10 protein-coding genes are annotated in these 13,229 nt (G+C 62.0%); 5 read left to right on the forward strand and 5 right to left on the reverse strand.

Translation table 11 applies throughout. From position 1 onward, the window contains the following. Positions 1–236: 236 nt before the first annotated feature. The 5 genes from HU759_RS13775 to HU759_RS13795 all read left to right on the forward strand — a co-directional run bounded on the left by HU759_RS13775 (position 237) and on the right by HU759_RS13795 (position 8,204). Positions 237–2,762, forward strand: a complete 2,526-nt coding sequence (locus tag HU759_RS13775) for an acyl-CoA dehydrogenase (RefSeq protein ID WP_186618216.1) — start codon at positions 237–239, stop codon at positions 2,760–2,762. Positions 2,763–2,936: 174 nt separating this feature from the next. After that, complete coding sequence (locus tag HU759_RS13780; RefSeq protein WP_170040984.1) at positions 2,937–4,280, forward strand: 3-oxoacyl-ACP reductase; 1,344 nt, start codon at positions 2,937–2,939, stop codon at positions 4,278–4,280. Positions 4,281–4,283: 3 nt separating this feature from the next. Further along, positions 4,284–5,174, forward strand: a complete 891-nt coding sequence (locus tag HU759_RS13785) for a MaoC/PaaZ C-terminal domain-containing protein (protein ID WP_186618215.1) — start codon at positions 4,284–4,286, stop codon at positions 5,172–5,174. Continuing rightward, complete coding sequence (locus HU759_RS13790) at positions 5,171–6,469, forward strand: acetyl-CoA C-acetyltransferase (RefSeq protein WP_186618214.1); 1,299 nt, start codon at positions 5,171–5,173, stop codon at positions 6,467–6,469. Before HU759_RS13785 ends, HU759_RS13790 begins: the two co-directional genes overlap by 4 nt. A gap of 31 nt (positions 6,470–6,500) precedes the next feature. Further along, entirely contained in the window at positions 6,501–8,204 is a 1,704-nt protein-coding gene (locus tag HU759_RS13795) for an AMP-binding protein (RefSeq protein WP_186618212.1), read from the forward strand. A 339-nt stretch (positions 8,205–8,543) separates the two neighbouring features. Here the strand turns inward: HU759_RS13795 and HU759_RS13800 are convergent, their stop codons facing one another. The 5 genes from HU759_RS13800 to HU759_RS13820 form a co-directional block, all read right to left on the reverse strand. Further along, positions 8,544–8,891, reverse strand: coding sequence for a hypothetical protein (locus HU759_RS13800; protein ID WP_217858158.1), 348 nt, complete (start codon positions 8,889–8,891; stop codon positions 8,544–8,546). A 297-nt stretch (positions 8,892–9,188) separates the two neighbouring features. Continuing rightward, on the reverse strand, positions 9,189–10,163 hold the full coding sequence (locus HU759_RS13805) for an NAD(P)-dependent oxidoreductase (protein WP_138454030.1): 975 nt from the start codon (positions 10,161–10,163) through the stop codon (positions 9,189–9,191). Further along, on the reverse strand, positions 10,160–11,452 hold the full coding sequence (locus HU759_RS13810) for an MFS transporter (RefSeq protein WP_056859255.1): 1,293 nt from the start codon (positions 11,450–11,452) through the stop codon (positions 10,160–10,162). Before HU759_RS13810 ends, HU759_RS13805 begins: the two co-directional genes overlap by 4 nt. 45 nt (positions 11,453–11,497) lie before the next feature. Beyond that, entirely contained in the window at positions 11,498–12,439 is a 942-nt protein-coding gene (locus HU759_RS13815) for a sugar kinase (RefSeq protein ID WP_186618090.1), read from the reverse strand. After that, a complete protein-coding gene (locus HU759_RS13820; protein ID WP_017137535.1) occupies positions 12,432–13,214 on the reverse strand; it encodes a TIM barrel protein in 783 nt (260 codons plus the stop codon). The genes HU759_RS13815 and HU759_RS13820 overlap by 8 nt, the downstream gene beginning before the upstream one ends. Positions 13,215–13,229 lie beyond the last annotated feature (15 nt).

The following is a 13,229-nucleotide window of genomic DNA, read 5'->3' on the forward strand; positions in this document are numbered from 1 at the left end:
GTCAGCGCATCTTTCTGGCGCTTCACACCCGTGCTGCAAATGTACTGGTTTTAATGTTTTCCCAATGCAGAAACTGGCTGACTCGATCAGCCTATTTTTTTCGTCAAAGCATTAAATAAAAATTTCAAAACAAAATTTGAATTTGTCCTTTCAAGTTTGTAGTGTGGTTTTACGCCCTCGTTCATCCCGAACGAGCGACGCGCATGCCATACCCTGAATTGAGTAGAGGTATCCCCATGGTTATCTGGTTATTGTTGGGTGTCGCCGCCGCGATTGCCCTGGCCTATCGACAAGCCGCTGCTGCCCTGTGGCTGGGCGTCGGCCTGGTCTGGCTGGCGCTTGGTTATCTGTTCAATGTGGTCGCAGGCTTTGGCGCCAGCGTCGCGGCCATTCTGGTGGTACTGCCCGCCGTGCTGATGACGATCAAGCCGCTGCGCCGCACGCTGCTGACCAGCAAGGCCCTGGGCCTGTTTCGCACGATCATGCCGGCGATGTCTGACACCGAGCGCGCGGCCATCGAGTCCGGCACCGTGTGGTGGGACGCCGAGCTGTTCAGCGGCAAGCCCAACTGGCAGCGCTTGCTGCAAGCCGCGCCTGCCAGCCTGAGCGCCGAAGAGCAGGCGTTTCTCGATAACGAAGTGGAAACCCTCTGCGACATCGCCAACGACTGGGAAACCACCCAAGTCTGGCAGGACATGTCCCCCGAAGGCTGGCAGTACACCAAGGACGCCGGGTTCCTGGGCATGATCATTCCCAAGCAGTACGGCGGCAAAGGCTTCTCCCACTATGCGCATTCGCAGGTGGTGATGAAGCTGTCGACGCGTTGCTCGGCCGCGGCGATTTCGGTGATGGTGCCCAACTCCCTTGGCCCGGCTGAATTGCTGCTGCATTACGGCACCGATGCGCAGCGCAATTACTATTTGCCGCGCCTGGCACGCGGCGAAGACATCCCGTGCTTTGCCCTCACCAGCCCGTATGCCGGTTCCGATGCCGGATCGATTCCAGACCTGGGCATCGTCTGCAAAGGCGTGCATGAGGGCGAGGAAGTGCTGGGTTTCAAAGTGACCTGGGACAAGCGCTACATCACCCTCGGCCCGATTGCCACGGTGCTGGGCCTGGCGTTTCGTGCCGAAGACCCGGATGGCTTGCTCGGCAAGGCTGGTTCGCTGGGCATTACCTGTGCGTTGATCCCCACCTCCCACCCGGGCGTGAACAGCGGTCGTCGGCATTGGCCGCTGAACGCGGTGTTCCAGAACGGGCCTACCACCGGCAAGGATGTGTTCATTCCGCTGGAATGGGTGATCGGCGGCCGCGAACAGGTCGGCAATGGCTGGCGCATGCTGATGGAATGCCTGGCAGCCGGGCGCGCTATTTCGCTGCCGTCGGCCAACGTCGGCCTGGGCAAGGTCGCGGTACGCGGCACCACGGCTTATGCGGCGATGCGCAAGCAGTTCGGCCTGCCCATCGGCAAGTTCGAAGGCGTACAGGCGCCCTTGGCGCGCATGGCCGGGCATTTGTATGCCTGCGATGCGGTGCGCAAAGTCTCGGTGGCGTCTTTGGATGCCGGTGAAAAGCCCTCGGTGATCTCGGCGATTGCCAAGTACCACGTCACCGAGCGCGCGCGGATGATCGTCAACGACGGCATGGACATCGTGGCCGGCAAAGGCATCTGCATGGGGCCAAACAATTTCCTGGCTCGCGCTTACCAGCAAAGCCCGATTGCGATCACCGTGGAAGGCGCGAACATCATGACCCGCTGCCTGATCATCTTTGGCCAGGGGCTGATTCGTTGCCATCCGTATGTGTTCCGCGAGATGGAAGCGGCGCACAACCCGGATCGACGCAAAGCCCTGGAAGCCTTCGACAGCGCGATGTTCGGCCACCTGAGTTTCGTGTTGGCCAATACCGTGCGCGCTGCGGTGCATTCGCTGACAGGCGGGCGGCTGCTTGCCGCACCGGCCAAGACCGACCCGGCGCTGGCGTCCTACTACCGCCAGGCCAATCGGCTGTCGGTGGTGCTGGCATTGATCTCGGATGTGTCCATGGGCGTGCTCGGCGGTGCGCTCAAGCGCAAGGAAAGTATCACCGGGCGCCTGGGCGATATTCTGTCGCAGCTGTACATCTTGTCCTGCGTGCTCAAGCGTTTTGAGGACGACGGACGGCCCCAGGCCGACTTGCCGCTGGTGCACTGGTCGGCCCAGGACGCATTGCTGCGTGCCCATGAAGCCCTTGCCGAAGTACTCGACAACTACCCGTCGAAACCGGCGGCAGCCGTGGTGCGTGCCTTGAGTTTCCCGTTCGGTATTCCCCAGCACAAACCCTCGGACCGCCTGCTGGCCCAGGTGGCCGATGTGGTGCAAACCCCCGGCGAAACCCGCGACCGCTTGCTGGCCAATTCCTACATTCCGCGCCCGGAAATCGACAAGCTCGCCTATGGCGAATTGGGCTTCCGGCTGTTGCCGCAGGTGGAGCTGATCGAGGCGCGGCTCAAGCCCGCGATCAAGCAGGGCCTGATCGAACCGATGCCGATTTCCGCCACCGCCTTTACCGCCTGGCGCGTCAAGGCGCGGGCGCTGGACTTGATCAGTGATGAGGAAGACAGCTTGCTCGGGCGTTACGTGGAATATGCCGACCACGGTATTCAGGTTGACGACTTCCCGCAGGATTTTGGCTTGCTGGAGGCTTTGCAGCAGCGTCAACAGGCGTTGGAGCCCAAGGCCAAACGCCGCAACAGCCAAAGCGAAAACGCCTCGGTCAACTAGAAAGCACGCGGTCCATGTGGGAGCTGGCTTGCTGTGGCGAGCAAGCTTGCTTGCGCTGGGGTGCGAAGCGCCCCCAAAAGCGGGCTCCAGCTACGCTGTCGAACGGGAGCAAGCTCCCTCGCCACAGCAAGCCAGCTCCCACAGTTGATCGGGTTTACAGGGAAAGAATGTTTTATGAGTGACAGCTACCTATCCTTCGTCAATTCCCCTTGGGGCCGGCGGCTGGCCCAGGCAATCGGCCTGCCGCAACCCTTGCCCTTGCAACGCCACCGCAGCGGCCAGCAAGGCCTGGCCAACCCGGTGATTGTCGCCGGGGCAGGGCGCCTCGGTGCGCAGGTGCAACAGCTCTTCAAAGACACCGATACCGTCGCCGCCACGCCGGCAACCCTCAAGGCACCGTCCACGGTCAAGGTGCAGGGCGCGGTGTTCGACGCCACGGCCGTGCTCGACCTGCAACAACTCGACGAGCTCTACCTGTTCTTCCACGCTAATGCCAAGCGCCTCGGCCAGCACGGCCGCGTGGTAGTGCTCGGCACGGCGCCGGAACATTGCCAGGACTTGCCCCAGGCCATCGCCCAGCGTGCCCTTGAAGGGCTGGTGCGCTCGCTGGCCAAGGAATTGCGCCGTGCAATTACGGTGCAATTGATCTACGTGGCACCGGGCGCCGAAGACGCACTGGACAGCAGCCTGCGGTTCTTTTTATCGCGCCGCTCGGCCTATGTGTCGGGCCAGGTGGTGCGCCTGGAAAAACCCGTGGACGCCCAGGGCACGGTGAACTGGGACAAACCCTTCGCCGGTCGCCGTGCCCTGGTCACCGGCGCCTCACGTGGCATTGGCCTGGCAATTGCCCAGGTGCTGGCCCGCGACGGTGCTCATGTGGTGTGCGTGGACGTGCCCCAGGCCCAGGCAGCGCTGCTTCAAGCCGCCGACAGTGTGAACGGCTCGGCCTTGCCGCTGGACATCACCGCAGCCGATGCGGCCGCGCTGTTGCAGGCGCATGTCAGCCAATACGGCGCATTCGACGTGGTGGTGCACAACGCCGGGATCACCCGCGACAAAACCATCGCCAAGATGACCGAAGCCGCCTGGCGCAGTGTGCTGGCGGTCAACCTCGAAGCGCCGTTGCAGCTCAGCAGCGCACTGTTGGAGGGGCGAGGCTTGAACCCTGGCGGGCGGATTGTGTGCGTGTCGTCGATTTCCGGTATCGCTGGCAACCTCGGGCAAAGCAACTACGCCACCTCCAAGGCGGGCGTGATTGGCCTGGTGGAGGGCCTGGCACCCCAGGCGGCCGCTCTGCAAGTCACGGTGAATGCGGTGGCGCCGGGGTTTATCGAAACCCAGATGACCGCGAAAATCCCGCTGATGATCCGTGAGGCCGGGCGGCGCATGAACTCACTGTCCCAGGGCGGGCAGCCGATCGATGTGGCCGAGACCATCGCCTGGCTGGCGCACCCGGCGTCCGGCGGGGTCAATGGCCAGGTGGTACGGGTGTGCGGCCAAAGCCTGCTGGGAGCCTGAACCATGGACTATGTGACGCAGATCATCGACCCGCCACCGTCGCGCACCCAGCTGTTGCTGGACGGCGTGCGCGCACTGCGCAAACCCAAGCTTGACGGGCCGCCGCCGCTGCCCACCGCGCGCCTGGTGCGCTCGGCGGTGGAGCTGAGCGCTGCTGGCATCGCCGCCTATGGCCGCGCCTGCGGTTTTCGCCGTGAGCAGGGCGTGCCGCTGTCCTATCCGCATGTGCTGGCGTTCCCACTGCATTTGATGCTGCTGACCCGGCCGAGCTTTCCGTACCCGGCCAGTGGCATGGTGCACCTGGCCAATCGCATTCGACAGCACCAGCGTTTGCGCGAAGGCCAGGCGCTGCGCCTGGAAGTGTACTGCGAGCGCTGGGTGGCGCACCCCAAGGGCCAGGCGCTGAGCATCGCCACCCGCGCCTTTGCGGCGGATACGCTGGTGTGGGAAAGCGACAGCCTGTACCTGCGCCGCGACGTCAAAGACCCGGTCGGTGAACCCTGGGACGACGTGCTGGCCTTGCAGGAAGACGGCCTGTTGCGCACCCAGCGCTGGGTGCTGCCGGCCGACCTGGGGCGCCGATTTGCCAAGGTCTCGGGGGATTTCAACCCGATTCACACCTCGGTGATTGGCGCCAGGATCTTCGGCTTTCGCCGCGCCATCGCCCATGGCATGTGGACCCTGGGCCGCGCACTGGCGGCGCAACAACCGCCGGGCGGGCTGGATCAGGCGCAAGCGCATTGCGACTTCAAGCTGCCGATCTTCCTGCCCGGCCAGGTCGCGCAATGGAGCCGCCCGGTGACCGGGCCGCGCCGTGAGTTTGAAGTGCGCAATGTTGCCGGTGATAAACCGCATATGCGCGGGCTATTTATCTGGAACGAGAGCCATCAATGAGTGACTACAGTTTCAACCCGGCCCCGACCCGCCGCGTGGCGATTATCGGCGGCAACCGTATCCCGTTTGCCCGTTCCAACACCGTGTATGCCCACGACAGCAATCAGGACCTGCTGGTGGCGGCCCTGCAAGGCCTGGTGGAGCGCTATCACCTGCACGGCCAGCGCCTGGGTGAGTTTGCTGCGGGCGCGGTGATCAAGCATTCGCGGGATTTCAACCTGGCGCGTGAGGCGTTGCTGTGCACCACGTTGTCGCCCGAAACGCCCGCTTACGATGTACAACAAGCCTGCGGCACTGGCCTGGAAGCGGCCTTGCTGGTCGCCAACAAGATCGCGCTCGGCCAGATCGAAGTGGGCATCGCCGGTGGCGCCGACACCACCTCCGATGCGCCCATCGGCATCAACGAATCGCTGCGCCACACCTTGCTGGCGGCCAATCGCGCCAAGGGCATGGGCGCCAAGTTGAAGACCCTGCTGAAGGTGCGCCCGTCGATGTTTTTCAAACCGCTGCTGCCGCGCAATGGCGAGCCGCGTACCGGTTTGTCCATGGGCGAGCACTGCGAAGAAATGGCCAGGCGCTGGCAGATCAAACGGCTGGCCCAGGATGAGCTGACCCTCACCAGTCACCAGCGCCTGGATGCGGCCTATAAACGCGGTTTTTTCGATGACCTGATCAGCCCCTATCGCGGGCTGGCGCGTGACAACAACCTGCGTGCCGATGCCAGCCTGGAGAAGCTCGCGGGCCTTTCGCCCGCCTATGATCGCCAAAACGGCACGCTCACGGCGGGTAACTCCACACCGCTGACCGATGGCGCCTCAGTGGTCTTGCTGGCCAGCGAAGCCTGGGCTGCCGAGCAGGGGTTGCCGGTGCTTGCTTACCTGCGTACCGGCGAAACCGCTGCGGTGAACTTTGTCGACGGCACCGAAGGCTTGTTGATGGCCCCGGCTTATGCCGTGCCACGCATGCTCAAGCGTGAGGGGCTGGGGTTTGCCGACTTTGACTTTTTTGAAATTCACGAAGCCTTTGCCGCCCAGGTGCTGTGCACGCTCAAGGCGTGGGAAGACCCCGAGTATTGCCGCGAGCGTCTAGGCTTGGAGGCGCCACTGGGCGCCATCGATCGCAGCAAGATGAACGTCAATGGCGGCTCCCTGGGCTGTGGCCATCCGTTTGCCGCCACCGGTGGCCGGCAACTGGCGGCGCTGGCCAAAACCATCCATGAAAACGGTGGCGGGCGCGGCCTGATTTCGATTTGTGCAGCCGGCGGGCTGGGCATCACCGCCATCGTCGAAAAATAGCCTGATCAAAAACAACAATAAGGAGACTGCCATGAACGCTGTAAGCCAGGAACACACCGAACGGGTCTGGTTGAACGCCTACTTGCCGGGCGTGCCGGCGGACATCGAGGCCGGTATCGAGGCCTACCCGTCGCTGCGCGAGGTGTTCCTGGAGCACCTGGAAAAATTCCGCGAGCGGGTCGCCTACGTCAGCATCGGCACCGAAATGACCTATGCCGACTGGCAGGTGCAAGGCCAGGCGTTTGCCGCGTGGCTACAGGGCCAAGGCGTGAAAAAGGGCGACCGGGTGGCGCTGATGATGCCCAACTGCCTGCAGTACCCGATCTGCCTGCTGGGCACGATCCTGACCGGTGCGGTGGTGGTCAACGTCAACCCGTTGTACACCTCCCATGAGCTCAAGCATTTGCTCAAGGACAGCGAAGCCGAAACCCTGGTGATTTTTGAAAACTTCGCCCACACCTTTGAAAAAGTCGCGCAGGGCAGCCGTGTCAAACGCGTGGTGGTGGCGGCCATTGGCGATCTGCTCGGCACCTTCAAGGGCGCGGCGATGAACTTCATCCTGCGTCGCGTGCAAAAACAGGTGCAAAAATTTCACCTGCCCGGCGCGGTGCGCTTCAACAACGTGTTGAAACAGGGACGGGCGCTGAACCATTTTCCGGTGGCGATGCACCTCGATGAGCTGGCGTTTTTGCAATACACCGGCGGCACCACGGGGGACGCCAAGGGCGTGATGCTCAGCCATCGCAATATCATCGCCAACCTGCTGCAAGCCAAGGCCTGGGTTGGTGACCAGTTGGACCAGGACAAGCAGGAAACCAACGTGACCTTGTTGCCGCTGTACCACATCTTTTCGCTGACGGTGAATTGCCTGATGTTCATGTGCCTGGGCGGGCGCAACATCCTGATTGCCAACCCACGGGATGTGAAACGGGTGCAGATGATCTTGCGCAAGGAGCGTTTCAACGGCATTGCCGGGGTCAACACCTTGTTTAACGGCTTGCTCGAAAACAAAGAGTTCTGTGCGCGGGATTTCTCTGACCTGCGCATGGTGATTGCTGGCGGCATGGCCACGCACACGGCGGTGGCCAAGCGCTGGAAGGAGGTCACTGGGTTGCCGATTATTGAAGGTTATGGGCTGACCGAGTGCTCGCCGGTGGTGAGCATCAGCCCGATCAACATTGCTCGCATGCGTGAGATGGAATTCACCGGCAGCATCGGTGTGCCGTTGCCGTCGACCTGGGTGCGGTTTATGCGTGAGGACGGCGAGCTGGCGGACATTGGTGAGCAAGGTGAACTGCAAGTGCGTGGCCCGCAGGTGATGCAGGGGTACTGGAAGCGGCCCAAGGAAACGGCTGAAGTGCTGGATACCGAGGGCTGGTTGTCCACCGGGGACATTGGGGTGATGGATGAGCGTGGGTATATTCGTCTGGTGGATCGCAAGAAAGACATGATCCTGGTTTCGGGGTTTAACGTGTATCCCAATGAGATTGAAGACGTGGTGGCCCTGCATCCCGGTGTGGGGGAGGTGGCGGCGATTGGTGTGGAGGATCCGGTGACGGGGGAGAAGGTCAAGATCATCGTGGTGCGCAAGGACCCGAGCTTGACCCAGGAGCAGATTCTGGCCCATTGCCGGGAGTATCTTACGGGGTACAAGGTGCCCAAGTATGTGGAGTTTCGCAGTGTTGAGTTGCCCAAGACTACGGTGGGTAAGGTACTGCGGCGGGCGTTGCGTTGATCTGAGGGTTTGGGTGTTTTAAGTGTGGGAGCTGGGTTGCCTGCGATGGCGGTTTGTCGGTGTACATATCCGTTATTCGGGTAACGGCGGCTTATGGTTCCGCTCTTACAGCGGGTCACTTTTGGCAAACGCCCCAAAAGTAACCAAAAGGTCTTCGCCCCACCACTCGGTGCCTCGCTTAGGCTCGGCATGCCCTCACTCCGGCTTGAATCCGTGGGCCGCCGCGATGGGCCATCCTTGGCCCAGCGCGGCTAACCCGGCGTCCTGCCGGGTTACCCACGGATTCAAGCCTGCGTTCGGCCATCGTGGTTGACGGGGCGCCTCAGATCAAAAGCAAGATCAAAAGCAGAGCACGGCGGCCTGAAAGCCGACCTGAGTGGTTAGATCAAAAGCGAAAGCGGATCCGCATACACCGAAGATCTGCTTTTCTGTGGGAGCTGGCTTGCCTGCGATGCAGACACCTTGGTACATCAGGCACACCGAGTTGATGCTATCGCAGGCAAGCCAGCTCCCACAGTTGACCGAGTATGGCTCTGCTGTTGCTGTTGCTGTTGCTGTTGCTGTTGCTGTTGCTGTTGCTGTTGCTGTTGCTGTTGCTGTTGCTCCGGCCCTTACATCCTTTTCGATGACGAAGTCAGCGGTCTTTTGATCTGCGCTTTTGATCTTGATCTGAAATCGCCCCGTCAAACACGATGGCCGGAATCTGACAGTGATTTGGGGGGTAAACCGGCAGGGATGCCGGTTTAGCCGCGCTGGGCCAAGGATGGCCCATCGCGGCGGCCCCCCAAATCACTGGCGGATTGCGGGCATGCCGAGCCACAGCGAGGCACCGAGTGTTGGGGCGAAGACCTTTTGCTTACTTTTGGGTCTTTCCAAAAGTGAGCCGCCGTAAGGGCGGAACCCTAAGTGGCCGTTACCGCAGCAACGGATATGTACACAGCAGCGACGCCAGTCACCGAACCCGCCAACGGACCCACCGCAAGCTCAAGCATACACACTGGGATTAACCAGATTGTCCGGCCGCTCCCCAGCCAGCGCCGACAGCAAATTTTCCACCGCGCAAGCGGCCATAGCCTCCCGCGTCTCGTGGGTCGCCGAACCGATATGCGGTGTAGCCACTACATTGTTCAAACGCAACAACGGCGAGTCATGACTCAAGGGCTCGCGCTCAAACACATCCAACCCCGCCGCCCGAATCGTGCGTTGTTGCAGCGCCTCAACCAGCGCCGCCTCATCCACCACCTTGCCACGCGAGATATTGATAAAAATCGTCTCCGGCCCCATCAACGCAAACTCACGCGCGCCAATCAGCTTTTCGGTTTCAGCCGTGAGTGGCAAGGTCAGGCACACAAAGTCAGCCTGCTGCAACAACTCCGGCAAGCTACGAAACTGCGCCCCAAAGCGCTCCTCTACCCGCGGTTTTGGCGAATGACTGTGGTAAATCACCGGCATACCAAAACCGAAATGCCCACGCTGAGCCAGGGCTTCGCCGATGCGCCCCATGCCGATAATGCCCAGGGTCTTGCCATGCACATCGGTGCCAAAATGCGCCGGGCCGATGTTCTTGCTCCACTGCCCGGCACGCACCATATCGGCCAGCTCGACCACCCGGCGAGCGGTGGCCAGGATCAGCGCGAATCCGGTATCCGCCGTGGTTTCGGTAAGCACATCCGGCGTGTTGCTGAGCAGGATGCCGCGTTGGGTCAGGTAGTCGATGTCGTAGTTGTCGACACCCACCGACACACTGGCCACCGCTTCGAGCTTGGGCGCCAGGTCGAGCAGCCTGGCATCCAGGCGCAGGCTGGCACCCAACAAACCATGGGCACCAGGCAAGGCGTCACGCAGCCGGGCGAGGCCGGGTTCGTCGAGGGCGTCAATCAGGGTCACGTCGACGTGTTCGTGCAGGCGAGCCATTAATGGCGCGGAGAGTTTTTTGTACAGGACCACAGACTTTTTCATGAGGTTTTTACCTTCAACTCCAGGGTTGGCACCGGCACGCGATCACTGGCGCCGGGCTTGAGGAAAATCGTCAGCACCACGGCAAACATCAGCGCACCGCTCATCAGCAAGTACGAGGCGCCGGGTGAGCCGGTGCTGCTATTGAGGTAACCGACCAGGTACGAACCGCCGAACGAACCGAGCGCGCCCATGCTGTTGATCAGCGCCATGGCGCCGCCAGCGACGTTGGCCGGGAGGATTTCCGGGACGATGGCAAAGAACGGACCATAGGGCGCATACATGCAGGCCCCGGCGATGACCAGCAGGGTGTAGGACCACCAGAAGTGCTCAGCGCCCAGCGCGTAGGACGCGTAGAACGCGATAGAGGCGATCAGCAGCGGCGGCCACACAAAACGTTTACGTTTTTGCAGCTTGTCCGAGCCCCACGACACCGCCAGCATGCCGATCACCGCTGCGAGGTACGGCAGCGCCGAGAGCCAACCGGCTTCGACCATGTCCATCTGCAAGCCGGCCTTGAGGATCGACGGCAGCCACAATACGAAGCCATACACGCCGATGCTCCAGCAAAAAAACTGCAGCGCCAGGATGATCACCTTGGGCGAACGAAAGGCTTCGGCGTAGTTCTTCACCGCCTTGATCCCGACCTGTTCGGCGGCCAGGGCGCTTTGCAGGTCTTGTTTATGCTGCTCGCTCAGCCACTTGGCGTCGGCGGGTTTTTCATCCGCCAGCTTCCACCAGATAAACGCCCAGATCACCGCCGGCAGGCCTTCGATGATAAACATCCAGCGCCAGCTGAAGTGCTGCACCAGATAGCCCGAGACCACCGACATCCACATCATGGTGACCGGGTTGCCGAGGATCAGGAAGGTGTTGGCCCGTGAGCGTTCGGCACGGGTAAACCAGTGGCACAGGTACACCAGCATCGCCGGCATCACCGCCGCTTCGACCACGCCGAGCATGAAGCGAATGGCGATCAGCATATAGGCGTTGGAGACCACGCCGGTCAGTGTGGCCAGGCTGCCCCACAGAATCAGGCTGACGAAAATCAGCTTTTTAACGCTGCGTTTTTGCGCGTAGATCGCACCTGGCACCTGGAAGAAAAAGTAGCCAAGAAAAAACAGCGCGCCCAGCAACGACGACATGCCGGGGGTGATCATCAGGTCTTCGGCCATGCCGGAGGCCGCGGCGAAGCCGTAGTTGGCGCGATCCAGGTACGCCAGGCTGTAGGTGATGAACACGATAGGCATGATGTACCACCAGCGACGGGTGGCGAGTTTCACAGTTTCCATGGGGTTGCTCCTGAGCTTGTTGTAGTTGTGGCAACAGGGAGTGGGTCATGCAACAGATCGGGTGGGTAATTCAGCACGGTTGGGCAAACCTTCCATATCACCCCGGCTTTGCACGGCGCGGCTGCCGATCCAGTTGCCGCGCTGTACCGCCTCGGGGAAGCTCAGGTTTTCGAGCAGGGCGCTGATCATGCCGACGGCAAAACCGTCACCGGCGCCCACGGTATCCACCACGGTTTCCACCGGGACGGCGGCGACAAAACCTTGGTCCATGTGGGTGCGGTAGTAGGCGCCGTCCGCGCCCAGTTTGATCGCCACGGCTTCGGCGCCCTGGTCAAGGTAGAACGCGGCGATGTCGGCCGGGTCGTCGAAACCGGTGAGCAAGCGGCCTTCGCCCAGGCCCGGCAAGACCCAGTCGGCGAGGGCGGCGAGGGCGTTGATTTCGCGGACCATCTGCGCTTGGTTGGCCCACAACGACGGGCGCAGGTTCGGGTCGAACGACACGCTGCGCCCGGCCTTGCGCATCTGCGTCATCAGTTCCACGGACAGCTCGCGGGTGGCCTCGGACAAGGCGGGCGGGATGCCGGTGGCATGCAGGTGGCGCGCTTGCAGCAAGGCGGGGCTGATCGCGGCAATCGACAAGTGGCTGGCCGCCGAGCCTTTACGGAAGTACTCCACCTGCGGGTCGGCGCCGGCTTCTTCGCGGGACTTGAATTGAAAGCCGGTCGGGTGCAGCGGGTCGACCGTCACATGCCGACAATCCAGGCCCTCTTTTTTAAGCGTGTCGACCACAAAACGCCCCAGGGAATCGTCGCCGACACGGCTCAGCCACGTCACATTGAAACCCAGGCGCGACAGGCCGATCGCGACATTGCTGTCGGCCCCGGCAATGCGCTTGTGAAACTGCGCCACCTGGGCCAGGTCGCCGGTCTGTTCGGCGACAAACATCGCCATGGTTTCACCAAACGAAAGGATATCGATCTCAGACATGGGCATTCTCCGCGCGGGGCTGGCCAAGGAGGGCGAGGGCGGCGACCTGCTGTGCGGTGACGGCAACCAAGTCGTCGCCTTGCAACGGGAATTCCACGGCCCGGGTAATACCTTGAGTCATATGTTTGAGCAGTTGTTCCCACAGATGCAGGTCGGTAGCGCCGGGCGGCAAGGCCACCAGCTTGCCGTCCTGGCGACGCGCCACGGCCTTGCAGTGCAGGTAATCCACATGGCGGCCCAACAGCCGCGCGGCAGTGAGCGCGGATTGGTCCTGCCACTGCCAGTTGCCGATGTCGAACGTCATTTTCACCGGCAAGCCCAGGCGTTCCACCTCAGTGAAGAAGCGTTGCATTGGCTCGATGCGCCCACCGTGCAGGGTCTGGTCGTTCTCCACCAGGAGTTTGACCGGGTGGCGGTTGAGCAGGGCGTGCAGGCTTTGCAGGTCGTTGGTGTCGGTGAAATAACCGAGGGAAACCTTCAGCCAGCGCGAGCCAAACGCTTGGGCGCGGTCCAGGGTTGCACTGAGTTCAGCGTTCGGCTGGGCGCGCCCGGCGATCCAAAGTTCTAGGGGCGATGAGTACACCGATTCCAGGCCGTTTTCGGCAGCGGCCTGGGCGAGGTCGGTGGGTTGTTCGGTGGTCAGCAGTTCTTCGCGCCACTCGATGCGCTGGGCGCCGGCGGCACTGAGCAGTTCGACAAAACTCAATTGGCCAAGCGTGCGTACCAGGTCGGCACCGTAGCTGGATAGGCTGATGGAAACGGGGTATTTATGCATTGTTATGTACCTCTG

This window comes from Pseudomonas sp. OE 28.3, from assembly GCF_014268205.2.
Classification (GTDB): Bacteria; Pseudomonadota; Gammaproteobacteria; order Pseudomonadales; family Pseudomonadaceae; genus Aquipseudomonas; species Aquipseudomonas edaphica.